The sequence below is a fragment of the Terriglobales bacterium genome (assembly GCA_035487355.1).
GTDB lineage: Bacteria > Acidobacteriota > Terriglobia > Terriglobales > Acidobacteriaceae > QIAW01.
On sequence record DATHMF010000028.1, the window covers coordinates 1 to 26,203 of the forward strand.

The window sequence follows — 26,203 nt, forward strand, 5'->3', positions numbered from 1 at the left end:
AGTAATTGTGCTCAATCACCAGGGAACTACTGAGAACTGAGAACCGACAACTGAGAACTGCTTTTTAAAACTCCAGGAGAAATGATGAAACGACGTATTGTTTTATGTATTGCATTGCTCGCCGTGTTAGGGCTCGCCGCCAGTCAACTGCGGGCCGAGGTTTTCGGCGTTAAAAAATACGGGGCTGTGGGCGATGGCAAAGCGCTCGATTCCCCCGCCATTAATAAAGCTATTGATGCCGCCAGCGCCGCCGGCGGCGGAACGGTTTATTTTTCTCCCGGCACTTATCTTTCCGGTTCCATTCACCTCAAGAGCAACATCACGCTTTACCTGGAACAGGGCGCAACCATTCAGGCCTCTGATAATCCTGATGTCTACGATCCAATTGAAACCAGCCAGAAGCAGTGGGACAAATACCAGGATTTCGGCCATACCTACTTTCACAACAGCCTGATCTGGGGCGAGGGCCTGGAGAACATCGCCATCCTCGGTCCTGGCGTTATCAGTGGCAAGGACGCCCTCACGCGCAAGGCCGACCAGCGCGTGGGCAACAAGGCCATCTCACTCAAGCTCTGCCGCAACGTTATCATTCGCGACGTTTCCATTTTGCTGGCCGGCCACTTCGCTATTCTGGCCACCGGAGTGGATAACCTCACCATCGACAACATCAAGATTGATACCAACCGCGACGGCATTGATGTTGATTCCACCCGCCACGTGCGCATCTCCAACGTCAGCGTGAATTCGCCCTATGACGATGGCATCGTCATCAAGGGCACGCACGCCCTTGGTTTTGCGCGCGAGACCGAAGACATGACCATCACCAACTGCGAGGTCACCGGCTTCCAGAACGGTACCTTCCTGGATGGCACCTACAAGCGAAGCAACACGCCTCCGCTGACCCACGGCCCCACCGGCCGCATCAAGATCGGCACTGAGTCCGAGGGCTCGTTCCGCAACATCACGATTTCCAACTGCGTCTTTGACTACGCCCGCGGCCTCGCGCTCGAGACCGTGGATGGCGCCGAACTCTCTGACGTCAGCATCAGCAACATCACCATGCGCGATATCGCCAATGCGCCGATTTACATTCGCCTGGGCGCCCGCATGCGCGCTCCTGACGGAGTTCCTATCGGCTCACTGCACCGCATCAACATCAGCGACGTCGTAATCTATAACGCCGATCCCAAGAATGGATCGCTGATCATGGGTATACCCGGACACGATATCGAAGACGTGAAGCTGAGCAACATTCGCATCTACTATCAGGGCGGCGGCACCAAGGAGCAGGCCGCGATCAATCCGCCGGAAGAAGAGAAAGAGTATCCCGAGCCGTACCGCCATGGCGACATGCCTTCATATGGATTTTTTATCCGACACGCCAAGGGCATTGAGTTCACGAACGTTGAGGTGGGCTACATGAAAGAAGACCTGCGGCCGGCGTTCGTGCTCGACGACGTGAAGGGCGCGGAATTCAATCTAGTCAAAGCCCAGCACGCTCCGGCGGCACCCACCTTCTCGCTCAAGGATGTTACCGATTTCAGCTTGTTCCACAGCGGGTCGCTGCCTGATACCAAGCTGGAGAGCGTAAAAGAAAAACAGTTCTAGAGCGCCCGAAAGAAATAAAAAGCCTCGCTCCGGCGAGGCTTTTTTGCGTTGCATTAAAAACAGCGAAGCTATTTCGCAGCACCAGTCAATTTCCCACTTGGGGAACCTGGTTTTGTCGCCGCAGTCAAAGCCTGATCGAGATCAGCAATGATGTCCGCAATATCTTCAATGCCTACGGAAAGGCGAATCAACTCTGGCGTCGTGCCGGTTGAACGCTGCTCCTCTTCCGTGAGTTGCTGATGCGTGGTCGAGGCCGGATGAATAATCAACGACTTCGCGTCGCCAATATTGGCCAGCAGGCTGAAAAGCTCCACGGAGTTGATCAACTTCTTCCCCGCCTCGAACCCACCTTTGATACCAAACGTAACCAGCGCGCCTGCGCCATCAGGAAGATACTTCTTGGCGAGAGTGTGGTAACGGCTCGATTCAAGGCCGGGATAGTTCACCCATTCGACTGCCGGATGCGATTGCAGGTAGCGCGCGACCGCCATCGCATTTTCCGAGTGCCGCTGCATCCTTAGATGCAATGTCTCGACGCCTTGCAGAAACAGGAAGGAGTTGAACGGCGAGAGGCACCCGCCGGTATCACGCAGGCCTTGAACACGCGCTTTGATGATGAAGGCCAATAGCCCAAAGGCTTCCGTAAACGAAAAGCCGTGGTATGACGGATCGGGATCGGTGAAGCTGGGGAATCGTCCTGAGGCTTTCCAGTCAAACTTGCCGGCATCCACCATGATGCCGCCGATCGAGGTGCCATGGCCGCCGATGAACTTGGTGGCCGAGTTCACGATAATATCCGCACCCCACTCGATAGGACGGCACAATGCAGGAGAGGGCGTGGTGTTATCCACCACAAGAGGCAGCCCGTTCTTGTGCGCGATGGCAGCGAGGCGTTCGATATCAGAGATATCAAGCTTCGGGTTGCCCACCGTTTCGGTGTAAACCGCTTTGGTTTGCTTGGTGACTGCCTTCTGCAGGCCATCGAAATCTGCGGCATCTACAAAGCGGACCTTGATTCCCCATTTAGGAAGCGTGTAATGAAATAGATTGTAGGTCCCGCCGTAGAGCGACGTGGTGGAGATGATCTCGTCGCCTGCACTGGCCAGCGTAATCATTGCCAGGGTCTCGGCAGCCTGCCCTGAGGCCAACGCAAGGCCTGCAGCTCCGCCTTCAAGGGCGGCCAGACGCTTTTCAAACACATCGGTCGTGGGGTTCATGATGCGGCTGTAGATATTTCCGAACTCCTGCAGCGCAAAGAGACGGGCCGCGTGATCGGCGTCGTCGAAGACATAGGAAGTCGTCTGATAAATGGGTACTGCGCGTGCTTTCGTAGTGGGGTCCTTCTCCTGGCCGCCGTGTACTGCGAGGGTTGCGAGTTTGTGCTTGGCCTTATTTCCGTTCTCGCTTGAGGACATTTTGTATTCTCCTATTGGTTAGAAACGTTTACGGTTTGGGGCGGTGACATCAAAATCGGTTCAATTTTGAATCCCAACAGTTTATCGGAAGCCAGCGGGTGCGTAAATCCGCAGTAAAAGGGCGTCGTATCCTATTCCGTCACTTTTATAGACCGGGCCATGAACGTGGCTTTTGTCCAGGCTCCCTTACTGTCATTGGGATCATGGGTATAAAAGATCCAGAGTTGGGGAGCATTGCTTTGCTCCCCGCCTGTTTGTATCAGGCTTGGATATCTGACCCAATACTTTGGCCGCTCGTCCAGAGTGGCAAGCGGTGGTTGTGAAGGGTTCCACTCGACCAGGTTTGAGGAAATGCGAAACGCGATGGTATGTTCATTCGGGACCTGGTAGGCAAGAATCGCGCGGCGGCTGGTGGGATCGTAAATAATGGAGGGTGAAAATGCGCCGGTCAACACCTCTGAGTAGAGGCCCGAAGGTATGTTGTTATTAACATCGGTCGTGGCGGCAGGCTCGTCGAAGTTCCCGTTATAGTATTTCCGAAAAAGATAGGGAACGGCCGCGGTGTTGGTGTCATAGACGGCCTTGATCACGTCCGAGAGCCGCGCGCGGGCCACGGCCAGGCACTGATTGCCGCCGCACACGCCCGGAGCCTGGTCAATATAGAAGACGTAGAGATACGTCTTCTCCGGATCGGCATCATGTGGGCTGACTGGATTATATTTTTCATCGCCCAGTATGAACGGCCCGTTCCCTACCGAGAGCGACTTGGTGGGGAAGTGCCTGATCCAGAGTTTGCGGCTGGAATGCGGCTGAATGATCTGGCCAAGCTTCCGGAAGGTCTTGCCCTCATCCGTCGAGACCGCCAGCCCGAGAGTACCGAAAAAGAGATTGGCCAAGTTAGGACGCGGCTGGCCATACTGAAACTCGGCGTGATACGTCAGCAGAATAAACTTGTTCGGGCCATCGGTAATCTCCATGGCCGGTCCTCCGCCCAGGTAGTCACTGTCGTAGGCCCCGGTGACTCCGCGTGGCGTTAAATTGCCATGTTTGTTCAGAGGAAATAGAAGCGCACTGCAATCGGCTGAATTGATGTGGGTCGGATCGTTCGCATCCGGAACCAGCCGATAGATACCCTGTGTATTGGGAGTCCCCTTGCAAGTCGTGGAGTTGCTCTTGGCAGAGCCGAAGTAGAGGTATCCGTTCGGTTCTTTCACTGCTCCCATCACTCCGTCAACATATCCGAACTGGAAGCCGAAGTTGCAGCGCTCCTGGTAAGTGGAGACTACGCGACAAGCACTGAGCGCAAAGTGAAACTCGGCGGAACTGCCAGTAGAGCCCGGGCAGTCAGATTCCTGAATTGCACTGGTACAGGCAGGTTGTTGTGCAGCACAGATTCCAGCGCCCCACCCGACGATGACGGCAAGTAACAACGCAAGAGTAGCTCCCAACCGTCTCTGCTGATTCATATTTCCTCCTGTGCGTGATTTATGCGCACCAATCTCTGATTTGCTGGAGCTTATGGTAAGAACAACAAATTCTAAATCAGAGGACGCACGTTATAGGTCCTATGGCGCAGTAAGCAAGCCAATTAGCTATTCACGTGTATTCAGGTTTAAATCAGGAAATTCCTGAAATGGCACAAATACGTATCTCCAGCCGAGATCTGTAAACTTTTTTAGCGGCTAATGGCGCGATACTGGCTGGGTTCCCGGGCTTGGGGGAATAAACTCGCATCTGCATGAAACCTGAAACACTTACAGGGCTACAGTCACCATAAGGATGAGAACTTCTGTATTTTTTAACATTCCCGAAAAGAATCTTTGAGCGAGTGTTATTCTTTGTGCCCGGAGGGGAGCTATGCCGACAAAACCAAACCTGATTGGCCCGGGAGGAAGGCTCTTCGCCGAGCCCATCCCCGGCACGGATGAAGCCAGTTTTCGCGTGAGCAATACCAGCTCGCAGTATTACAACTCACCGTATTATCTGATGCACAAGAGCCAGGTGCAGCCTATACCGCCTGCCCACAAGAATGCGCCCATGCATTTGAATTTAGCTGACTTTGTCGGGCCACAGATCATTCAGAACATCGCAAACGCCGGCAAGATCAGTTTTCACTCCGTCGGCGATACCGGCGCAGCCAAGGTGAATCGCCAGCAAACCGCGGGTCAAGCCATCGCAAACGAGGCAAAAGTTTCGGACGCCATGGCGGCCGACCTCGCCGGCAACGCGTCGGATGCGCCTGCTTTCTTCTTTCACTTGGGCGATGTCATCTATAACTTCGGCGAAGCCCAATATTATTATGATCAGTTCTACGAGCCCTTCCGGGCTTATGACCGTCCTATCTTTGCGATTCCCGGAAACCATGATGGCTCTGTTTTCGGCCAGGGATCTTCCGCGCCTCAGGTGCCGACACTCACGGCGTTCTTAGACAACTTCTGCGCGACAAATGAGGGAGTTTCTCCTGATGCCGGGGGGCTGGTGCGAAGTGTAATGACGCAGCCGGCAGTCTATTTCACCTTGGATGCTCCCTTTGTCTCCGTGATTGGGCTCTACAGCAACGTGCTGGAGGGGCCGGGGGTGATCTCCTCGCAGGGCGGCCATTATCCTATTGTGGATGATCAACTGACATTTCTGAAAAGCGAACTGCAGCGCATCAAGCCGGACCACGATGCCGGGAAGCGCGCGCTGATAATTGCTTTGCACCATCCGCCGCTGTCAGCCGACGCCAAGCATGCCGGCTCTGACGGAGCGGAAAAAGATATCGATAATGCCTGCCAGCAAGCCGGCGTGTGGCCTGATCTCATGCTGTCAGGACATGCCCACCTCTATCAGCGGTTTACGCGCCGGGTTGCGAACAAGGAGATTCCATACATTGTCGCCGGCAGTGGCGGTTTTGCTGCCACCCAGCCACAAACTGCTTTAGGGAATGCGCCCATTACGGTGGGCGATCATACACTGGAGATTAATCCGCTGGTTGATTTTGGCTATCTCATCATCAGCACCGACGGGCACACCCTCACAGTCTCATTCCGCTCGCCGACTGGCAATGGCGTGCAAGAGCTCGATTCTGTGACGGTAGACATACAGAAAGGAAAAATCACAAGTTCCGGATCGAAAGGCGGCGGCAAGGCTCCTGGCGGTAAGCCCCCAGCAGGTAAGCCGCCGAAAGCGCCGAAGCCTCCGAAGAAAAAACCAGGAGGCAAGGCGCCGCACGCCGGAAAACCACACGCTGGGCATAAGCCGGCTGCTCCCAAAGCAGGGAAGCGCGGCCGAAAATAAGGTTGGCTGTATCACCTGTTCTGCGGTACGAGCGGCAAAGCATTTTTTACGCGAGGTGTTAGCGTGCGTAGGTTTCCAATTTCTTTGCGGCTTTCTTTACAGCAGGGGCCAGCAGTTCGCGCAGCCGGGGGAAGATAGCGTTAATCTCTTCCATGGAGACCGCACCTACCGAGAGCCGGAACCAGCCGGTATCTTCCTTCAGGCCGAAAGCCTGGAAGGGAACTACGGCGACTCCTGCTTCTTCCAATAGAAGCTGGCGAATTTCCTCGTTGGTTCGGATGACGTTTCCCCGAACATTTTTGCCGAAGAGGTCGAAGCGGGCGGAAAGATAAATAGCGCCTTGGGGAGCGACTGCGTCTACAGGGAATCCATCCTGCTTCATGGCTGAGAAGCCTTCGTACAGTGCATCCAGGCGGGTCTTGAGCTTGGTCTTCAGATCGGCTTGGAATGCCCTTATTTTTTCCGGATCATCAAGCAGCGCGGCCACTGCTACCTGCTCAGCTTTGGGGGCCCATGCGCCGATGTGGCCCAGGATGTCCATCATGTGCCTGCGAATCGCAGGCGGCATCACAGCCCAACCCACGCGCAATCCGGTGGCGCAGAAAGCCTTGGAGATTGCGTCCAGTAACAGCGTGTAAGGCGCAATTTCCGGGACCAGCTCCAGCGGCGTGACGTGCTTGATAGCTCCGTAGGTCAAGGTCCAGTAAACCTGATCGTAAACAAGATAAAGCGGACGCTCGCCGTCGCTGGCCTGGCGCCGTCTATTTTCCTGAAGCACTTCAAGCGAGATCTGGCGCAGAAGATTGCGATCAATCGCTGTGCCCGTCGGGTTCAAAGGCGAGTTGAGGCAAATCAGCCGGGCTTTCTTTAAATGCGGCCGCAGTTGCTCGATGGTAGGAAAAAAGTTCGATTCAGGTGCAACTGCGATCTCAACCGGCTGCGCCCCCGTGAGAAAAGCATAGTGGTTGTTGTTCCACGACGGCACAGGATACACCGCCACATCTCCCGGTGTGATCAGGGTCTTATACGCGCCATAGAGTAAAGGACGCGCACCGCCGGCAACCAGAACTGATTCCAGCGGAAACTTCAGCCCCAGCTCGCGCTCATACAAACGCACGACTGCTTCGCGCAGCGCCAGGACTCCATCCGAGGGCGGATAGTTGGTATGGCCCGCCGCCAGGGCTGCGCGGGTGCCTTCCAGCAGTTCGTGGGGAATTGGAAAGTACGCCGGATCGAAGTCGCCCACCGTCAAGTTGCAAAGCACTGCGCCCTTGGCTTTGAGGGCGCGAATTTGGGCTGAGATTTTGAGAATTTCTGAGCCGATGATGCCCTGGGCGAGAGAAGAAAGTCCGGCATCGGGATCGGGCACGGCAGAATACAGAGGCCCCACGTCCACCATGAATAAATTTTATCAGCGGGAGTCTTGACAAGATAAAGAATATTTATGCATACTATTGAATAAATATTCATGTCACCCGCAACCAAATTCGCACGTCAGAAATTGATCGTGGACGTGCTGCAGCACGGCCCGGCTGCCAACCAGGATGAGTTGCGCAAGGCGCTGGCCAAGCACGGCCTGAAGGTGACCCAGGCCACGCTTTCGCGCGATATCCACAAACTCGGGCTGGTGAAAACCACGGAAGGCTATGCGCTCTCCGGCAACGATCATGCGCCCGAGTCTGGGTTGCCGTCGGCCGCGCGTTTGCTGCGTGAGTTTGTGCTCGAAATCCGGGAGGCCCAGAACCTTCTGGTAGTGAAGACGAGTATCGGCAGCGCGCAGCCAGTAGCTGCTGCCCTGGATGCCGAAGGCTGGGAAGAAACCGTAGGCACCATCGCGGGTGATGACACCATCCTGATTATCTCTCCCGACAAGAAATCAGCGCACAAACTGGCAACCCGCATCCGGGAGATGATCGCCTGATGTCAGCCCCATTGCAAACCGCGGTTGTGGGCGCAACCGGCTACGCCGGCTTTGAGCTTGCGCGCCTGCTGATGCGGCATCCGCGATTGAGTACTCCTTTATTAATGCGGCGTGAGAGCGAGGAGTCTTCCAAGCCCGGAACACTGGCAGAGGTATTCCCTCATGTTTATGGAGAGCCGGAGTCTTCTCTGGAGCCGTTTTCCTGGTCAAAATTGAAGAATGCAGGCGTGTCAGTTTTATTTCTGGCCACGCCCCATGAAGCTTCGCGCGAGATGGTCCCCGAAGCCATTGATCGCGGCCTGCGGGTCATTGATCTCAGCGGGGCATGGCGGTTGAAGGTCGCAGCCAACCGCAAGGTCTATGCCTTTTCCGACGAAGGCTCGGAGGTTGCTACTGCCTTAATGCAGAAAGCTGTATACGGATTGCCAGAGCTGCGCCGGGCTGAAATTCAGCATGCGATTTTACTGGCGAATCCGGGTTGCTATGCAACCTCGGTCATCCTGGCGCTCGCGCCGCTGGTTTGTGCCGGAATGATTGACCGGAACCATGATGTTATTTGCGATTCTAAGTCTGGGGTCTCCGGGGCCGGCAAGCAGCCTACGGCCAAGACCCACTTTGTAGAGGTCGCCGATAACTTTTCTGCCTACTCGGTCTTCGGCCACCGGCATACCGGAGAAATTCTCGAGCAGCTTGGGTTCGCTTCCGGACAGCTTGTCTTCACGCCGCATCTTTTACCGATTCCGCGGGGCATTCTTTCCACGATTTATCTGCGGCTGGCAAATGAGTCGACGCCGCAACAGATCGAAGAGACCTTCCGCAGTTTTTATTCAGGCAAGCCGTGGGTCAGGGTCTTTGCGCAACCGCGATTGCCGCAAATCCAATTTTCACTGCGCACGAATTTTTGCGATATCGGCCTGACTTTGGCGCCCGACGGCAAACGGCTGGTGCTGGTTTCTTGTCTGGATAATCTTCTGAAAGGCGCCGCCGGGCAGGCGGTGCAGAACTTGAACCTGATGTTGGGATGGGACGAAAGAGAGGGGCTGAATTGAAAATTGTCATAAAAATCGGCGGGGTCGCACTGGACGACAGTAATCTTCGTCGCAACTGCGCTCGTGCTATTGCCTCATTGGCCCAGGACCACAACGTCGCGGTGGTGCATGGCGGAGGTGTGGCTTTGACCCGCACCCTGAAGCAATTGGGTAAAACCAGCGAATTCATCAATGGTTTGCGGGTCACTGATAGCGAGACCCGCGACGTCGCGCTCATGGTGCTGGCCGGGGGAGTCAATAAGCAGGTGGTGGCGGAGCTCGCTGCGGTCGGCTGTCAGGCGGTGGGAATGTGCGGCGGAGATGGCCTGTCTTTCCGCGCCCGCAAGAAGAACGGTACCGCCCATGACTTGGGATTCGTCGGCGAGATTTGCTCTACCGATGCACGCTGGATCGAAGCGGTTTGGGGTTATGGCGGTGTCCCGGTGATCTCCAGCCTGGCGCTGGGTGTGGATGGCCAGTACTACAACATTAATGCCGACCAGATGGCCGCTGCCTGCGCCGCCGCCTGCCATGCCAGTGCACTTATCTTTTTGACTGACGTTCCCGGAGTGAAAGATGCCAGCGGTGAGGTCATGCGTTGGCTCACGTTGAACGAAATCCCCACTCTGGTGGAGCAATCCGTTGTGTTCGGAGGCATGCTGCCCAAGCTTGAGGCATGTGGGGAAGCTTTGCGCAAAGGCGTAGGACGCGTGCGTATTTTGCCGGCCTTGCAAGCAGAAGTGTTGCCGCAGTTCTATCGCTCGAAAATTGATTTAGGAACCGAGGTAATGGTGGCATGAACCTGGAAGCAGTCATGAAAAGAGAAGCTGCCCTGCTGCTGCCTACCTACGATCGGTACAAGGTGCTGCTGCGCAAAGGAAAAGGTGTCTATGTGTACGACGCCTCAGGGCGCAAGTACCTTGATTTTCTCAGCGGCATCGGAGTGAATGCCCTGGGCTATGGACATCCCGCGATCGCCAAGGTCATGGCTCGCCAGTCTGAACTTTTGGTGCACTCCTCGAACCTGTTCTTCCATGAATATCAGGGCGAGCTGGCGGAGCGCTTGACCCGTCTCTCCGGCATGGACCGGGCTTTTTTCTGCAACAGCGGAACCGAAGCCTGGGAGTGCGCGCTCAAACTGGCGCGCGCCTATGCGCGCACACGCCGCAATGGAAGCAAGCCAAGCTGGCGCGTGCTGGCCATGGACAATTCTTTTCATGGACGCACCTTCGGTTCTTTGGCTACGACGGGACAGGCAAAATACCGCGATCCGTTCATGCCCTTGATGCCCGGAGTCGAGTTCGTGCACTACAACGATGTGGATGACCTGCGAAAGAAATTCGATTCCAGTGTTTGCGCCATCGGGCTTGAAGTCGTGCAGGGTGAAGGCGGCATTCGTCTGGTGGATAAGCAGTTCCTGCAAACGGCCAGAACTCTTGCCAACAAATATCACGCGCTGCTGATATTCGATGAGATCCAGAGCGGGTTAGGACGCACCGGAAAAATGTTCGCTTATCAGCACTATGGCATCTCGCCCGACGTCGTCACCATTGCCAAGCCACTCGCTGCCGGATTGCCCTTGGGTGCAGTGCTAACCAAAGAAGCGGTTTCCCGCAGCTTCCATCCTGGGATGCACGGCACCACCTTCGGTGGCGGGCCGCTGGCCTGCGCGGTTGCCATTGCATTCTTGCAGACGCTGGAGCGGGAAAAGCTGGTGGAGCATGCGCACAAGATGGGGAACTATCTGCGCGAACAGCTTGAATCACTGCAAGAGCGGCACAAGGCAATCACCGACGTTCGGGTGCTGGGCTTGATGGTCGGAGTGGAATTGAATTCCGGCGAGCTGGCCAAGACAGTTGTTAAAAAGATGATGGAGCGCGGCGTCATCATCAACCGGACCCACGAAAACGTACTGCGCTTCCTGCCGCCTTATGTGATCGGCAAAGCGCACGTGGATGAAGTCATAGAAAAACTGGATTTAGTTTTGGCAGAAGAGGAAGGTCAGATCAATACGAAAGCGCAGGGTAAGGCGCGGAGGAGCATAGCAAGTTGAAAACACAAACTGTTAAATCATCTGCGGTCATGGCGGTTCCCGGGCAGAGGCCGCAATGGTCTAAAGACCTGATTTCCATCGCAGACCTGGGGCCCGAGGGCGTCAAAGGCATACTTGATTTGACCATGCTGGTCAAAACACGCCCGGCAGATTTCCGCCGGTCGCTCGCGGGAAAACAAATCGTGCTGTTTTTCGAGAAGCCTTCGCTGCGCACCCGCATCACCTTTGAAGCCGGGATGAACGGCCTGGGAGGCACATCGCTCTTCTTCGACCAGACCAACGCCCGCCTGGGCGCGCGCGAAAAGCTCAGCGATATCGCCCATAACCTGGAGCGTTGGGTTGATGGTGTGGTGTTGCGCACCTTTGAGCACACGACCGTTACGGAGATGGCGCTGCACGCGGGCATCCCGGTCATCAACGGGCTAAGCAGTCTGGAGCATCCCTGCCAGGCCCTGGCAGACTACTTCACGCTGATGGAAAAGTTTGGAGACCTTAAAAAAATCCGCCTGGCTTATGTGGGAGACGCCAACAATGTGGCGCACTCGCTGATGCTGACCGCCGCTTGCCTGGGCTCGAAGATCACGGTGGCGACGCCCAAAAGTTACAACCCCGACCCCCACATCCTGAGCACAGCTTTGGAGATCGCCTCCGAAACGGGAGCCTCAATTGAAGTGACTCACGACGCGCGCGCGGCCGTCAAAGACGCGGACGCGGTTTATACCGACGTTTGGGCCAGCATGGGGCAGGAGAGCGAAGCAGAAAAGCGCAAGAAGACATTTGCTCCCTATCAGGTCAATGAAGAGCTCTTCGCGCAGGCTGCTCCTCATGCGGTATTCATGCATTGCCTGCCTGCCCATCGTGGAGATGAAGTCACAGATGAGGTCATAGATTCGTCCCGGTCGGTAGTCTTTGACCAGGCAGAAAATCGCATGCACGCTCAAAAAGCAGTCATGCTCATTTTATTAGGCGGAGAAATCAAACGCTCTCCGCAGAGGAGCGCACATGTCTGAAAAAGTTGTTCTTGCATATTCCGGGGGGCTCGATACTTCCATCATCATTCCATGGTTGAAGGAAAACTACGGCTCCGAGGTGATCGCCATGGTCGGCGATGTTGGCCAGGGAGACGACATCGAAGCGGTTGTGAAGAAGGCCTATGCCACCGGGGCATCCAAGGTCGTGGTGGAAGATATGCGCGAGGAATTTCTCACCGGCTATGTGTTTCCCGCCATCATGGCCGGGGCCGTCTACGAACATAAATACCTGCTGGGCACTTCTCTCGCACGCCCCGTCATCGCCAAGCATCAGGTGCAGGTGGCTTTGCGCGAAGGGGCTACCGCTGTGGCCCACGGTTGCACCGGCAAAGGCAACGATCAGGTGCGCTTTGAGCATGCCTATCAGGCCCTGGCGCCACATTTGAAGATCATTGCACCCTGGCGCGAATGGGATTTGAAGTCGCGTGAAGACTGCCTCGACTATGCCGAGAAACGCAAGATACCCGTCGCTGCCAGCCGGGAGAAGATCCACAGCCGCGACCGCAACATACTGCACTTGAGCCATGAAGGCGGCGAGCTGGAAGATCCGGCGAATAAGCCACTGGAAACCACGTGGCAGATGACGCAATCGCCCGAGGCTGCGCCCGATAAGGTAGAGCGGGTTGAGATTGGCTTTGCCGCGGGCGTTCCCGTTTCGGTCAACGGCAAGCAGATGGACCCGGTTTCGCTCTTGCAGCAATTGAATGAGATCGGCGGGCGCAACGCCATCGGCCGGGTTGATCTGGTGGAAAACCGCTTTGTGGGCATCAAGTCGCGGGGCTGCTATGAGACTCCAGGCGGAACTCTGTTGCTCACCACGCACCGTGAGTTGGAGGCTTTGTGCCTTGATCGCGACCTCATGCACTTCAAGCTATATGTCGCGTTGAAATATGCAGAGCTGGTTTATTACGGCCTGTGGTTCACGCCATTACGCGAGTCGCTCGATGCCTTCGTCGCCAGCACACAAGGCGAAGTTACCGGATCGGTTGCGCTCGATCTATATAAAGGTAATGTCTCCGTTGCCAGCCGCACCTCGGATTACTCGCTCTATCGCACCGACCTGTCTTCGTTCACCATGGGCGAGAGTTACGATCAGAAAGACGCAGCGGGGTTCATCCGCATTCTCGGATTGCCCTCCCGTTCACGCGCTCTGCTGAGACACGAGGTCACAGTCCCATGAAGATGTGGTCGGGCCGGTTTCGCCAGCCGCTTGATCCGGAGTTTGAGCGCTGGCAGCGGTCACTCCCGTTCGACCGGCGATTAGTCAATGAGGAAGTTGCCGCCAGCGGCGCGCATGCTCGTGCGCTGCAGAGGATTGGTGTGCTCTCTGACAATGAGTTGGCTTCCATTCTGCAGGGATTGGAAGCAATTCTGTCAGCCGCGCAGAAGCCGGAGTATTTCAATGACGAGGAAGCGGAAGACATCCATCATTTTGTCGAGAAACGCCTCGTCGAGTTAATCGGGGAGACCGGATACAAGCTGCACAGCGGCCGCAGCCGCAATGAACAGATTGCCACCGACCTGCGGCTTTACATCCGTAAGACAATTGATGAGCTGCAGATTTTGCTGCTGGAGTTGCTCGATGTTGTAGTGGCGCGCGCTGAAAAATCCGGGAATTCCGCCATGCCGGCCTACACCCATCTGCAGGCTGCCGAGCCGGTGCTGGTGGCGCATTGGCTACTTGCCTACGCAGAAATGTACTTGCGGGATTTCACCCGCCTGGCTGATTGCCGCCAGCGGTTGAATTTTTCTCCGCTGGGGTCGGGCGCAATTGCTGGAGCGCCGCTGGCGTTGGATCGGGAAGCCATAGCACAGGAACTTGCCTTTACCGCGCCCGCAGCCAACAGCATGGACGCAACCAGCGACCGCGACTTTGCCATTGAATTCGCACAGGTGCTCTCACTGCTGTTCATGCACCTGAGCCGCTGGGCGGAGGAGATGATCCTGTTTTCATCGCAGGAGTATAGTTTTGTTCGCCTGCCGGAAAGCTATTCCACCGGCTCGAGCGCCATGCCGCAGAAGAAGAATCCTGATGCGTTGGAACTCATTCGCGGCAAGGCGGCACGCATGTTGGGGAATGCCGTGTCATTGCTGGTGACGCTCAAGGGATTGCCCCTGGCCTACAACAAAGACTTGCAGGAGACCCAGGAGCCGGTTTTTCTTGCCGCCGAGACTGCAGTGCAAAGTCTCAAGACGGCAATCGGTTTCATGCGCCAGGTCGAGTTTGATTATGAGCGCATGCAGAGCGCGGCCCAGGCGGGATTCATGAATGCCCTGGCGGCTGCGACCTACCTGGTTAACAAGGGAGTTTCCTTCCGAAAAGCGCATGAGCACATTGGCAATGCAGTCTGTTATTGTCTGGAAAAGGGTTGTGAATTGCGAGACCTTTCGTTGCCAGAGCTGCGCCAGTTTAGTCCCGAGTTCGCAGAAGACTTTTATTCCTGCCTGGGTTTGGATGCCGTGCTGGCATGTCACAACGTGACCGGAGGCACGCATCCGGCGCGAGTGCGTGAAGCGCTGGCCAAGGTGCGCCAGCAGATTTCGCTCTTGAGTGGAGAAGTTCATGCACACGCGTAGAGCCATTCTGCCCGATGCCGAGCAGATACATCATCTCGTCGAAAGCTTTTCCCAGGCCGATACGCTTTTGCCGCGCCCACTCGCGGAAATCTGCGAGAACATTCGTGACTTCCACGTCGTTGAAGATGACGGCAACATTATTGGATGCGGCGCCCTGCACCTGTATGGAGTGCACCTGGCGGAGATTCGTTCGATTTGCGTGACCCCCGAACTGCAAAAAAGAGGCGCGGGTACACTTTTAATCGAGGCCTTGCTGGCTGAGGCCGATCATCATCACGTAAGTTGCGTCTGTTTGTTTACGCTCATTCCTTCATTCTTTGCGCACTTCGAGTTCCGTGTGGTGACGCGCGAAGATATACCCGATAAGTTGTATAAAGATTGTTTGCTTTGTCCTAAGCTGCACGCGTGCGATGAAATCGCCATGGTGCGTGGTGAGCTTCCTAAATTTGCGATTCTCGGGAAAGTTCCCGTGAATTTACCGCTGGTCAAGCTAGGTGCATGAACCAAGACCACGAACCTCAACTCCATATCCCTCGCGGATTCTCATTTTCTGCTGCTACCGCCGGCATCAAAGCCAGCGGCAAGCCTGACTTGGCCTTGGCCATTGCCGCGAAAGGAACATCTGCAGCCGCCGTGTTCACCTCGAACCGCGTAGTCGCCGCTCCCATTGAGGTAGGCCGGGAGCACTTGGCGTGGTCCCGCGGAAAAATCCGGGCCGTGGTGGTCAATTCCGGCAATGCCAACTGCGCCACCGGAAAGGCCGGATATGCGGCCTGCAAGCAGATTTGTTCTGTAATTGGCGAGAATGCTGGTGTGCCCATCCAGCAGGTTTTTCCTTCCTCGACAGGGATCATTGGCGTGCCTTTTCCGGCAGAAAAGATTCTGGCCCATCTTCCGCAACTGATGGCGCAAGCCGAGGCCAGTGAAAAAGCTGTCCGGGCTTTTGTGGGCGCCATTATGACTACCGATCTGCGTCCCAAGCTGGCTTCAGCCCAATTCAAATTTGCGGGCAAACCCATTTCCATTTTGGGAATTGCCAAAGGCGCAGGCATGATCCATCCTCAAATGGCCACCATGCTGGTCTATCTTTTTACGGATGTCCAGGCTTCGCCCTCGCTGCTGAAGACTCATCTGCGTGAGGCAGTGGATGGCAGTTTAAACTGCATCTCCATTGACGGAGATACTTCCACCAACGATACTGCATTGCTTCTAGCCAGCGGCTCGAGTGGTGTAGCATTGCAATCCGCTTCGGCCCGCGCAAGGTTTCGAGATTCGCTGGCCGAGGTCTGCCGTTCGCTGGCGACGCAAATCGTGGCCGATGGCGAAGGCGTGCGGCATGTTGTGCGTTTACTCGTGCAACAGGCGCGTAGCGGGGAAGAAGCCGACCGCGTGGCCCGGACAATTGCGCATTCTCTATTGGTGAAGACGGCGTGGGCGGGAGCAGATCCAAACTGGGGACGCATCCTCGCCGCCATCGGCAACAGCGGGGTTCGGCTGGACCCGGCGCGGGTGAATATTTTCTTCGGAAAGCAGCAGGTTTGCCGCAAGGGAGAAGCCGTAAGCTTTGATGAGCATTCGGCGCATGTTTATCTGTCGCAACCTCGCTACGAGATTACGATTCAGTTAGGACGCGGCAAGAGCCACTGCGAATTTCTTACCTGTGACCTGACCACCGAATACGTTCATATCAATGCGGATTACTCGACTTAATCCAAAATTCCGCGAACAGATCCCGTAGTTACCACGTATAGTGCACCGTGTATGTAATGATCTTCTCCCCGTCCGCCGGAATGTGCACCCGGAACTCGCCGGTTTGCCCGTCTGTTTTATTGAACGTATCGGATTGCTTCACCAGGTCCCAGTTCTTGCAGCGATAGAAATGCTCGACTACCCGTATATCTGCCGCTTCTTTTTTATGATTACGCACGTGGATCTCAAAGGATTCATCAATCCAATGTTTGTCATCCAGGCGCCTGTAATCGGTCTGACGGCGTTCACCTTTTATGTCAAAAGCATTTCCGGTAAATATACGCAGGGTTTCATCTGCCGGGGTGTGAGAGATTACATTTTCACCGGTAAATTCCAGTTGTCCATCTTCGTCGCGGCGATAGAAGCGGACGTGGCCCTTAGGCAAGGGCATGCCGAGATGATTAGCCTTTGAGTTCACGATCTCCTGCATCACCCAGATGTCAGGATTTGATTCGGTGCCGTAGCTTTGGTCGGTACGGAATTGCTCGGGGCTGTAATACTGGTAGCGATTGGAATCAATTTTGGCGCCGTCATAGACGTAGACGCGTTGCGACTCCACGCCCGCCGCGCGGATGAATTCCACCTGCTTGTTCTCGCGGTCGCGCAGGGTGACAAGCCGCGGCAGCGTGTAGAGGTGATATTCATCGAAGGCCTTTTCTTTTACCTGCGGACCTATCTCATCCCGCGACGGTGCTCCGTTGATGGTATACGCCTGGAAAGCCGGAGATCCAGGCTGCACCTTGTTCACATCCCCAGCCATTAGCTTGATCTTGGCGTGTTCAAAAGTTTTTCCGCTCTGGTTATCCATCGTGACCCAGCCCACGACGTCGAGGATATCTCCTTTTGGAGGAGCCACCACGTTGTAATCGGCGTGCCAGTTCATGCCACCGGTTACGTAACTGAGTTCACCCGTTGTCTTTCCCGCTTTGTCGGAGCGCAGAACCCAATCGAGGGTGGGTTTCATGATGGTGTCATCGCCGAGAGTAGGGAAGAGGGGCTTCCCTGGCAGTCCAAAGCGTAGTTGTCCGTCCACTTCAATGATCGGGTCTCCATTTCCCGTGGCCGGGTTGGAGTAGGCCATCTGCTGCTGATAATACTGGTTGTCATAGCTCTGAAAGGCGTCGGTGTGCGGGACGTATCCGCTGCGAATAATTTTGCCTTTCACGATTTCGGTTTTCCCGTCGTGTTGCACTTCAAAATCCAGGACCTTGCCTTCATTGAGAGAAAGCAGCAAAGGCTCAGAAAGTGGATCGTTGCGGTAATTCTGTTCCAGAATATGCAGCTTGTAGGCGCCCGAGGGATCGCGCAACATGACCGAATCCGGCTCTACATGCGCCGTGGTCTCGGAGAAGCGCACATGGTTCAATCCCGGCTGCAGGTCGAGTGGGATGGGTTGGCGCACAACCGCGAAGTTCTGGTTATAAATCGTGACTGCCAGTTCGCTGCTGTTGCCCTCTTCCTCGGCGTCCCCGGCAAAATGGGCCATCAGAGTGGCCGCGAATCCGATCACAGTGATGCTGGCTAGAAACACGAATACGAGCACACGTCTGCTTTTCATCTCATCTCCCGATACCTCAAATAGACACTTTCAGAGCGTCCAAGGTTCCCATTGATTAGAACGCCAGAGCGGGCCCGACTTGCAAGAATAAAATCCGTCCTTTATCGCTTCGGCTCGACGACCACGGCCGTGCCATAACACAAAACCTCGGTTACGCCCTGCATAACTTCGGTCGCGTCATAGCGCACGCCCACAATGGCGTTCGCGCCAATCTGGACGGCATGCTGGATCATGAGTTCATAGGCGTCATTGCGGGCCTTTTCGCATAATTCCGTATAGAGAGTGATATTTCCGCCAATCAGGGTTTGCAAGCTTGCTCCAATGTTTCCCAGCACGGAGCGGGAGCGGACAATGATTCCGCGCACCACGCCCAGGTTGCGGGCTACAGAATAGCCATTCAGTTCAAAAGTAGTTGTCGTCATCGTATGAGGGATCATGGTTTTCCACTCTCGCGCACATGGTACAGTCTTAGGGACAACGAGTACAATCCCAATGCAAGAGTTTTTTCGTCCGGCTGTGGTGACATCCGCAGCCATTCTTTCGGTACGGGAGCTGGAAAATGGCGCTTGTCTTACGTCCGTTGAGCCTCGGCGAAATGATGGATCGGACCTTCAGTCTTTACCGCGATCACTTCAAACTATTCGTGGGGATTTTCGTTGTTCCCCAGATCGCAACTTTCGCGGTCAGTTTTGGAATGCAGGTCATTTCACAATCGGCGACTTCGTCATCTGCCACAGCGCCAATTGCCGCCGTTAGCGTGTTACTCTACCTGCCGATCTTTCTTGCCGTCATACTGGCCACGTATGCTCTGAGCCAGGCGGCGACAGTATATGCCGTTTCGCAGGTATATCTTGAGCGGCCCACGACAATCAGCCAGTCTTACTCGTTTATCAAAGGCCGCTTCTGGAGCATTTTGGCGGTAATCGTGCTGGTGTTCTTGGCCGCAATGGTGGGGGCCATGGTCGGAGTGATCGCGCTGCTTATAGGAGCGATTGTGATTCCTGTACTTATCGTTTTGTACAGTTCGCTGGCGGTGCCCGTAACGGTTTTGGAAGGACGCGACCCCATCGAATCCATCAAACGTAGCTACAATCTTGTGAAAGATGACCTGGGAAGGATTTTCGTCGTCTGGCTTTTATTTACGGTAATCCGTACTGCTGCGAGCTACCTCGTCGCGATTCCGACCTTCGTTCTTACGATAATGTTTCAGCGGCATGGACAAGTGCCCCTTTGGTTCAGTGCGGTGAGCGGTCTTGCAGGTCTCATCGTGGGAAGCATCGTAGGGCCGCTCCTCACCATCGCTCTCTCCATCGCCTATTACGACGAGCGCGTACGCAAAGAAGCTTTCGATATGCAATTTATGATGGCGGCAATTGACCACAGCACCATTTCGACGGCTGACAGTTCCCTGGTTCCTCCTTCAGTGTGAGTTCGCGGCATGTTGAACTGAATGGCTGCTCTACAGCCTGCTTTTCCACTCGCGCGCGCGTGGTACAGTCTTAGGGACAACGAGTACAATCCCAATACAAGAGTTTTTTCGTCCGGCTGTGGTAACATCCGCAGCCATTCTTTCGCTACGGGAGCAGGAAAATGGCGCTTGTCTTACGTCCGTTGAGCATCGGCGAAATGCTGGATCGGACCTTCAGCCTTTACCGCAACCACTTTAAACTCTTTGCGGGGTTGATGGTGTTACCGCAACTCGTGATCTTCGCCATGTCCTTCGGAGTGGTCCTCATTCCCGCCCTCGTTACTTCGGTCGGGGGCAGTTCTTCGTCTGCCGCTGTCATCGGGATGATGGGCGTCCTGATCTATTTTCCTGTTCTTCTGGTGGTCAATTTGATTGCATATGCGATGGCCCAGGGCGCGACCGTCTACGCCGTGTCTCAGGTTTATTTGGAACGCAACACCACCATCAGCGCGTCGTATGCGTTCGTACGTGGCCGTTTCTGGTCCGTTCTCTTCGTTGCCGTGTTGACTTCTCTCGCTGTCGGTTTCGGCCTCCTCGCCTTTATCATCGGGGCGCTGTTCGCCGCCCTCTTTTGTTCGTTGGCGGTCCCAGTCACAGTTTTAGAAGGGCGAGACGCAATTGAATCCATTAAGCGTAGTTTTAATCTTGTCAAAGATGATCTGGGCCGGATTTTTCTGATCATGTTTGTATTTGTGTGTATTCAGTATGCGGTCAGTTGGGCGATTGCCATTCCGGCGGTCGCGCTTGCGGCACTGCTTCCTTCGCACGGCCAGGCCCAGCTTTGGGTGAATGGCCTGATGTATTTTGGAAATTTTGTCTCCGGCTGCCTGGTTTCGCCGCTTCTTTACATCGCTCTCTCGATCGCTTACTACGACGAGCGCGTGCGCAAAGAAGCTTTCGATATGCAATTCATGATGGCGGCAATTGACCGCAACGCCATGGCGGGTGCGGCGGTGGCGGCGAGTCCCCTGGTTCCTCCTTCAGTGTGAGTTCACGGCATGTTGAGATACCCGCGCGAGTCTATCTTGAACTTTAAATGGGCGTTTTGGCTCGTTGTTTGCATTGCTTTTCATCTAGGTGCTCTTTTGTCTCCGCTGGCTGCGCAAGGCAGCACGGCCAATGTTGATCTGATTACCTATCGTGCGGAATTGGACCGTCTCGCTGCGGATGTTAACCGTCTGGAGCAGCATCCCGAAGAAGGGCAAGCGATACGAGATGCACTGCCGAAGAAATGGATTGTCAACGACCAGGGCACAACCTATGAAGTTTCCACAGCGCGCCTGGCAGAAGATCTGGAGCAGTGGCAAAAAGACAAGGGAAAAGGTTCTCTCGACTCCTTGAAGCGCCGCATTCAAGCGTTGCAGGCGGAAGCTGACGCATTCACAGCAGGGCTTTCACCTTCCAGCAACGCACGGCAAAAGTTGCAACAGATTCTGAGCCGCAAGGAATTCGGCTCAGCCGACGGTCCCACCTGGCTTGATCGTGCATTGGGGAAAATAGCGCAATGGATCGATCGACTGCATCTTCATTTTCCCTCTTTCGGGCGGGCGAAATTTCCCTCTTGGACTGGCTGGCTCATTATTTCGATCGTTATTGCCGGCGTCTGTCTCGCGCTGGCGTTTGTCGTGTGGAAATTGATTACGCGCACGCAGGAAAATTTGGAATTAAATCTCTCAGGAGGAGAGCAATTTCATAAGCAATCACGCGAGTGGGTGGCTGATGCGTTGGCTGCCGCTCGTCGCGGAGATTATCGTAGCGCGATTCGTTGCGCCTATTGGGCCGCGGTCTTTCGCCTGGAGGAGCTTGGACGCTGGGCCCCGAATCGTACCTTGACCCCCCGCGAATATTTGCGCATGTTGCCCCGGGACCATTTTCAGCGCCCCCTTCTCGCCGACCTCACGCAGCGTTTTGAACTCACCTGGTACGGTTATGCCGTGGCCACTGCCCGTGATTTTGATCAAGTCACAGAACAACTGGAGAAACTCGGATGCCTGGCCCCCTCAGCCGCGGCGACACAAAAATCCTGATCTGCGCCGGTGCTGTTCTGGTGCTGTTGATCGTCACTGGCGTGCTGTTTCCATCTCCGGAGGAAGACACCACGCCTTTCCCCTCCAGCTATGCGGCCGGTTCCAATGGTGGCAAGGCAGCTTATCTGTTGCTGCAGGATCTCGGATATTCCATCGAGCGCTGGGAGTCGCCGCTGGAAAATCTTCCTTTACCCGAAGATACGGCTACCGTGCTGGTCTTGGCGGACCCGGTTGAAAGCATCACCTCGCGAGACCGGGAGACGCTCGAATCCTGGCTGCAACGCGGCGGCATCGTCCTGGCCACCGGCTACCGGGCCAGTACCGCGCTTCCCGAACACGCGACCAAATTCGACTACGAGTTTGAATGGAAAAAATTCTCTGCTGGAGCTCCGAGTGATTTGAATCGCGGCATTTCTCAGATCACCATGAAACCTGAAGGTTATTGGGAGACAAAAACGGCTTCTGAGCCTGTTATCTTTGGCGATGAAGATCATGCCGTCGTGGTTTCTTATGCCCACGGTAAAGGGCGCGTGATTTGGTGGTCCGGTTCGACTCCACTGACCAATGCCGGGTTGAAAGAAGCAGGCAACATGGAGCTGTTGCTGAATTCGCTGGGTCCCGCGCAAGGCCGGCGGATTCTTTGGGACGAATATTTTCACGGCGAACGCCCCGGCTTGACAGCGTATTTTGCGGCTACGCCCTTGATTTGGGGGGCGCTGCAGTTGGGCATTGGCCTGCTGGCAATTTTCTTCACCTACTCGCGACGTAGCGGGCTGGTGAGGCCGCTGGTGCCGGAACCTCGCCTCTCGCCCCTCGAATTTGTGGATAGCCTGGGCGGGCTCTATGAGCGCGCGCACGCGGCTTCGGCGGCAGTCCAGGTGGCCCACCAGCGCTTTCGTTATCTGTTGATCAAGCGGCTGGCGTTGGCCAGTACCACCAGCACCAAGGACCTCAATAACGCCGTCCGTGAGCAGATGGGTTGGCGAGAACCTGGATTTGTAGAGACAATGTATCGTTGTGAACGCGCAGCCCTCGATCCCGAGCTGAGCGAGCATGAAGCTGTGCAGCTTGTACAGGCATTACAGCAGTACACCCGGGTGTTGCGTCTTTCACCGCGCACTCTGAAGGAGAAAACCGGATGGAAGCAGCCGGCAACGCAATAAGCAGCAATGTCGAATCGGTAAGCAAGCTGGCGGCGCATGTGCGCGGCGAGCTGGGCAAGGTCATCGTAGGGCAAGAGGCCACAATTGATCAGTTATTGCTGGTCATTCTGTGTGGAGGTCACGGGCTGGTCGAGGGCGTGCCCGGATTGGCGAAAACCCTGGCCGTCAAAGCCCTGGCGCTCCTGCTGCAATTGGATTTTCAGCGCGTGCAGTGCACCGCCGACCTCATGCCGGCCGATGTTCTGGGCGCCAATATATTCAACATGGGCGCTTCGAGTTTCACGCTCCATCGCGGTCCGGTATTCACGGACTTGCTGCTGGTAGATGAAATCAACCGCACCCCTCCGCGGACGCAGGCGGCCCTGCTGGAATCCATGGAAGAGCGGCAGGTCACGATTGACGGAGCGCGCCATCCACTTTCCAGCTTCTTTACCGTATTCGCCACGCAGAACCCGGTGGAGTTTGAAGGGACCTATCCTCTGCCCGAGGCCCAGCTCGACCGCTTTTTGATGAAGATCCTTATCTCTTATCCCGGGGCCGATCAGGAGGTGAGAATTCTGGAGAATTATCAGAATGGCTTCGATGCGCGTGAATTGGAAAAAGTCGGCTTGGTGACGGTTGATTCCAGTCTGCTGACTGCTGCCCGCCGGGAGGTAGCACAAGTGAAAGTCGAACCCGCGCTCTTCCGTTACATTACAACTCTGGTGCGTCGCACCCGCGAATGGCCGGCGCTGAGCCTGGGAGCAAGTCCGCGTGCAGCCATCAGCCTGATGATGGTGGCCAAAGCCATCGCAGCCATGGATGGCCGGCCTTATCTAATTCCTGATGATGTGAAGTCGGTAGCGCCTCCAGTTTTGCGCCACCGGATCATGCTCAAACCCGAAGCTGACTTGGAAGGCGTAACCGCCGATCAGGTCATCCGCGACGTAATTGCAGCAGTGGAAGTTCCCAAATAAATCCCCAATTGCGCCGCTTGGGGCGCACGGTGGGAGCCCCGGCCTTTAGGCCGGGGTAAAGGTTCTTAAAATTTTGGGCTTTAGCCCCGGCTTTTTTAAGTTAGAACAATTTCATGAACCCTCGTCCTCAACTCGTGCCGGCAACGGTTTCTATGATGGCGTTTCCCGCGACGCGCTTGCCGGGGGCTTTTGGCGCGCGCTTTTACACCCTGTTGATCGTCGGACTGGCATGGCTTGGCCCCACCTGGATTGACCACCGCTTTCTCTACGGAATGTTCCTGTGGGATGCGCTGGTTTTCGCAGCTTGGTTCTATGACCTTCGCCAGATGCCGCGTCCGGGGCAGTTGTTCGTAAGCCGCGCGTGGCATGCGCCGGTCAGCCTCGACAGCGAAGGCAAAGTGACCATCAAGATCCTCAATCGCGGACGGGTAGGAATCCGCGCCCGCGTGACCGACGACATTCCCCTCCAACTTCGCCGCCTCCCGCCAGAGATCGAGATCAAGGCTGCTCCCGGGAAGGAGGGCGAGGCCAGCTACAACATTCATCCGCGAGAGCGCGGAGACGCGCAACTGGAGGGTGTATTTTTACGCTATCAATCAGGACTCCACATCGCTGAGCGCTGGGCCAAGGTCAAACTCAACCAGACGGTGCGGGTCTATCCCAATCTGGAAGAAGCCAAAAAGCACACCATCTTCCTGCTGCGCAGCCGGCAGGTAGAGCAGGAGCGGCGCCTGCAACGCCGGCGCGGACTGGGTCGTGAATTTGAGAGCCTGCGTGAATGGCGCGATGGCGATGAACTGCGCGACATCTGCTGGACGGCCACTGCCCGCCGCGCCAAACCCATCACCAAGATTCACCAGGTAGAACGGAGCCAATCGGTCTGGATTGTCGTGGATGCCGGCCGCCTGCTGCGGGCGCGCGTAGGCAGCCTCAGCAAGCTGGATTACGCGGTGAACGCCGCGCTTACGCTCGCGCATGTGGCCATGTTTTCCGGCGACAAAGTCGGTTTGCTCGCCTATGGCCGCAAGCCACAACAGCATCTCAACGCCGCCCGCGGCCCGGCCCACATGCGGGAATTCATGGAGCGGCTGGCGATCGTGAAAGAAGAAGCCTTCGAAGCAGACCACTTCCGCGCCGCGCAATTGTTATTGCGCGATCAGAAGCGGCGCTGCCTGATCGTATGGTTGACTGACCTGGCCGAAACCGCCATGACGCCGGAGGTCATCGACAGCGCTTATCAGATGATGCCGCGCCACGTCGTGCTTTTCGCCGCCATCGCGCAGCCCGAACTCGGCGAGTTGGCTGAAACCGCTCCTGAGACCCCACGAGATCTTTACCGCCACACCGCCGCGCTCGAAATGGTGCAGCGCCGCGATCTTCTTCTTGCTCGCCTGCGCTATCGCGGCGCCCTGGCGATGGAATTCGCCCCCGGCAAGCTTTCCACCGCGCTAGTCAATCATTACCTGGATATCAAAGAGCGCAGCCTGATTTAAAAACCGGGGTGCCCATACACGCGCCATCAATCACTACCTGGATATTCGCGCGAATTCCTTTCTAGTCTGTCATCCTGAGCCGCGCTTTTGCGGCGAAGGACCTCCGATGGAGATTGGAACCACAAGCGGCTTCAATCGGACTGTTGGAAACGACTGCGCTCCGGTTCATTGGGATGCCTCGCTGCCCTGTGAGCGAAGCGAGCAACAAACAGTGGGAGCCCCGGCCGGGGTGCCCCATACGCGCGCCAAGCGCGTGTGGGAAAATTCATCGTGCTCGAGAATACACCTCATGATGTAGATGAGACTTGAAACTCGAAACCTGAAACTCTCCCAAAATGTCCATCCTTTAGTGCCATCGTGATACCACTATGGCACCATAATGTTCATTCCACCAAATCCATGCCATCCTATCTGATGTACCGGAAAGGAGGTACAAGAAATGGGCATTAAAGAACTCTTCAGCAACAAACCCCGCTGCCAGCACTTCAGCGAAGACGGCAGCCGCTGTAAAGCCGATCCCCAGACCGGCAAGCCCTATTGCTTTTTCCACGACCCCGGCCAGAAAGAAAAACAAGCCGCAGCCCGCAAGCAAGGCGGCCAGATCCGTAGCCGTCCGCCTGAGGTCATCCTGCCGCCCGGCTTCAAGCCCGGCCCCCTGAAAGATCTCTCCCAGGTTCACGAGCTTCTGGAAAACATCGCCAACTACGTCTGCAGTGGAGAAATGGACCTGCGCACCGGCCGCTTCCTCTGTCACCTCGGCAATTCCGTACTCGCGGTCCTGAAAGAACGAACTCGCGAGCAGCGCCGGGCCTCCGGCGAAGCCGCCCGCGCAGGCAAAAAACCGCACTATGACCGCGTCAGCCTGAATATCACCCCG

The 26,203-nt window shown here is 55.9% G+C and carries 23 protein-coding genes; 18 read left to right on the plus strand and 5 right to left on the minus strand.

What is annotated here, in order from left to right; translation table 11 throughout:
* The first annotated feature begins 81 nt into the window (after positions 1-81).
* A complete protein-coding gene (locus VK738_06415) occupies positions 82-1,608 on the plus strand; it encodes a glycoside hydrolase family 28 protein (GenBank protein ID HTD22267.1) in 1,527 nt (508 codons plus the stop codon).
* Positions 1,609-1,676: 68 nt separating this feature from the next.
* Here VK738_06415 and VK738_06420 read toward each other — a convergent pair whose 3' ends face one another.
* Entirely contained in the window at positions 1,677-3,023 is a 1,347-nt protein-coding gene (locus VK738_06420) for a homocysteine synthase (GenBank protein ID HTD22268.1), read from the minus strand.
* Between the two features lie 131 nt (positions 3,024-3,154).
* Positions 3,155-4,489 (minus strand): hypothetical protein, encoded by a 1,335-nt coding sequence (locus VK738_06425; protein HTD22269.1) that lies wholly within the window; start codon positions 4,487-4,489, stop codon positions 3,155-3,157.
* A 391-nt stretch (positions 4,490-4,880) separates the two neighbouring features.
* Here VK738_06425 and VK738_06430 point away from each other — a divergent pair, with 391 nt between their 5' ends.
* Entirely contained in the window at positions 4,881-6,302 is a 1,422-nt protein-coding gene (locus VK738_06430; GenBank protein ID HTD22270.1) for a metallophosphoesterase, read from the plus strand.
* A gap of 58 nt (positions 6,303-6,360) precedes the next feature.
* Here VK738_06430 and VK738_06435 read toward each other — a convergent pair whose 3' ends face one another.
* On the minus strand, positions 6,361-7,701 hold the full coding sequence (locus tag VK738_06435) for an aminotransferase class I/II-fold pyridoxal phosphate-dependent enzyme (protein HTD22271.1): 1,341 nt from the start codon (positions 7,699-7,701) through the stop codon (positions 6,361-6,363).
* 69 nt (positions 7,702-7,770) lie between these two features.
* Between VK738_06435 and argR the strand changes: the two genes are divergently transcribed.
* The 9 genes from argR to argJ are packed head-to-tail and all read left to right on the plus strand — an operon-like array spanning position 7,771 to position 16,622.
* Positions 7,771-8,223, plus strand: a complete 453-nt coding sequence (gene argR / locus VK738_06440; protein HTD22272.1) for an arginine repressor — start codon at positions 7,771-7,773, stop codon at positions 8,221-8,223.
* Entirely contained in the window at positions 8,223-9,272 is a 1,050-nt protein-coding gene (gene argC / locus VK738_06445) for an N-acetyl-gamma-glutamyl-phosphate reductase (protein ID HTD22273.1), read from the plus strand. The genes argR and argC overlap by 1 nt, the downstream gene beginning before the upstream one ends.
* Entirely contained in the window at positions 9,269-10,051 is a 783-nt protein-coding gene (gene argB / locus VK738_06450; GenBank protein HTD22274.1) for an acetylglutamate kinase, read from the plus strand. The genes argC and argB overlap by 4 nt, the downstream gene beginning before the upstream one ends.
* Positions 10,052-10,065: 14 nt before the next feature.
* Complete coding sequence (locus VK738_06455; GenBank protein ID HTD22275.1) at positions 10,066-11,304, plus strand: aspartate aminotransferase family protein; 1,239 nt, start codon at positions 10,066-10,068, stop codon at positions 11,302-11,304.
* Entirely contained in the window at positions 11,301-12,314 is a 1,014-nt protein-coding gene (argF, locus tag VK738_06460; protein ID HTD22276.1) for an ornithine carbamoyltransferase, read from the plus strand. Before VK738_06455 ends, argF begins: the two co-directional genes overlap by 4 nt.
* Positions 12,307-13,515: an argininosuccinate synthase gene (locus tag VK738_06465; GenBank protein HTD22277.1), complete on the plus strand. Its 1,209-nt coding sequence runs from the start codon at positions 12,307-12,309 to the stop codon at positions 13,513-13,515. Before argF ends, VK738_06465 begins: the two co-directional genes overlap by 8 nt.
* Positions 13,512-14,912: an argininosuccinate lyase gene (gene argH / locus VK738_06470; protein ID HTD22278.1), complete on the plus strand. Its 1,401-nt coding sequence runs from the start codon at positions 13,512-13,514 to the stop codon at positions 14,910-14,912. The genes VK738_06465 and argH overlap by 4 nt, the downstream gene beginning before the upstream one ends.
* Positions 14,899-15,414: an N-acetyltransferase gene (locus VK738_06475; protein ID HTD22279.1), complete on the plus strand. Its 516-nt coding sequence runs from the start codon at positions 14,899-14,901 to the stop codon at positions 15,412-15,414. Before argH ends, VK738_06475 begins: the two co-directional genes overlap by 14 nt.
* Positions 15,411-16,622 carry a bifunctional glutamate N-acetyltransferase/amino-acid acetyltransferase ArgJ gene (argJ, locus tag VK738_06480; protein ID HTD22280.1) on the plus strand — a complete coding sequence of 404 codons (1,212 nt, stop codon included), beginning with the start codon at positions 15,411-15,413 and terminating at the stop codon, positions 16,620-16,622. The genes VK738_06475 and argJ overlap by 4 nt, the downstream gene beginning before the upstream one ends.
* Before the next feature lie 28 nt (positions 16,623-16,650).
* Here the strand turns inward: argJ and VK738_06485 are convergent, their stop codons facing one another.
* Both VK738_06485 and VK738_06490 read right to left on the minus strand, forming a co-directional pair.
* A complete protein-coding gene (locus VK738_06485; GenBank protein ID HTD22281.1) occupies positions 16,651-18,219 on the minus strand; it encodes a hypothetical protein in 1,569 nt (522 codons plus the stop codon).
* Between the two features lie 101 nt (positions 18,220-18,320).
* Entirely contained in the window at positions 18,321-18,656 is a 336-nt protein-coding gene (locus VK738_06490; GenBank protein ID HTD22282.1) for a YbjQ family protein, read from the minus strand.
* A 122-nt stretch (positions 18,657-18,778) separates the two neighbouring features.
* On the opposite strand from VK738_06490, the gene VK738_06495 reads away from it, so the two are divergent.
* From VK738_06495 to VK738_06525, 7 genes are all read left to right on the plus strand, one after another.
* Positions 18,779-19,648, plus strand: a complete 870-nt coding sequence (locus tag VK738_06495) for a hypothetical protein (GenBank protein HTD22283.1) — start codon at positions 18,779-18,781, stop codon at positions 19,646-19,648.
* A 161-nt stretch (positions 19,649-19,809) separates the two neighbouring features.
* On the plus strand, positions 19,810-20,676 hold the full coding sequence (locus VK738_06500; GenBank protein ID HTD22284.1) for a hypothetical protein: 867 nt from the start codon (positions 19,810-19,812) through the stop codon (positions 20,674-20,676).
* 96 nt (positions 20,677-20,772) lie between these two features.
* The gene (locus VK738_06505) at positions 20,773-21,714 is read left to right on the plus strand and encodes a DUF4129 domain-containing protein (protein HTD22285.1); all 942 of its coding nucleotides are present in this window, start codon (positions 20,773-20,775) and stop codon (positions 21,712-21,714) included.
* Positions 21,675-22,877 carry a DUF4350 domain-containing protein gene (locus VK738_06510; GenBank protein ID HTD22286.1) on the plus strand — a complete coding sequence of 401 codons (1,203 nt, stop codon included), beginning with the start codon at positions 21,675-21,677 and terminating at the stop codon, positions 22,875-22,877. The genes VK738_06505 and VK738_06510 overlap by 40 nt, the downstream gene beginning before the upstream one ends.
* Positions 22,853-23,833, plus strand: coding sequence for a MoxR family ATPase (locus tag VK738_06515; protein HTD22287.1), 981 nt, complete (start codon positions 22,853-22,855; stop codon positions 23,831-23,833). The genes VK738_06510 and VK738_06515 overlap by 25 nt, the downstream gene beginning before the upstream one ends.
* A 113-nt stretch (positions 23,834-23,946) precedes the next feature.
* Positions 23,947-25,326 (plus strand): DUF58 domain-containing protein, encoded by a 1,380-nt coding sequence (locus VK738_06520; GenBank protein HTD22288.1) that lies wholly within the window; start codon positions 23,947-23,949, stop codon positions 25,324-25,326.
* Between the two features lie 439 nt (positions 25,327-25,765).
* A partial coding sequence (locus tag VK738_06525) for a hypothetical protein (protein HTD22289.1) occupies positions 25,766-26,203 on the plus strand: 438 nt, incomplete at its 3' end.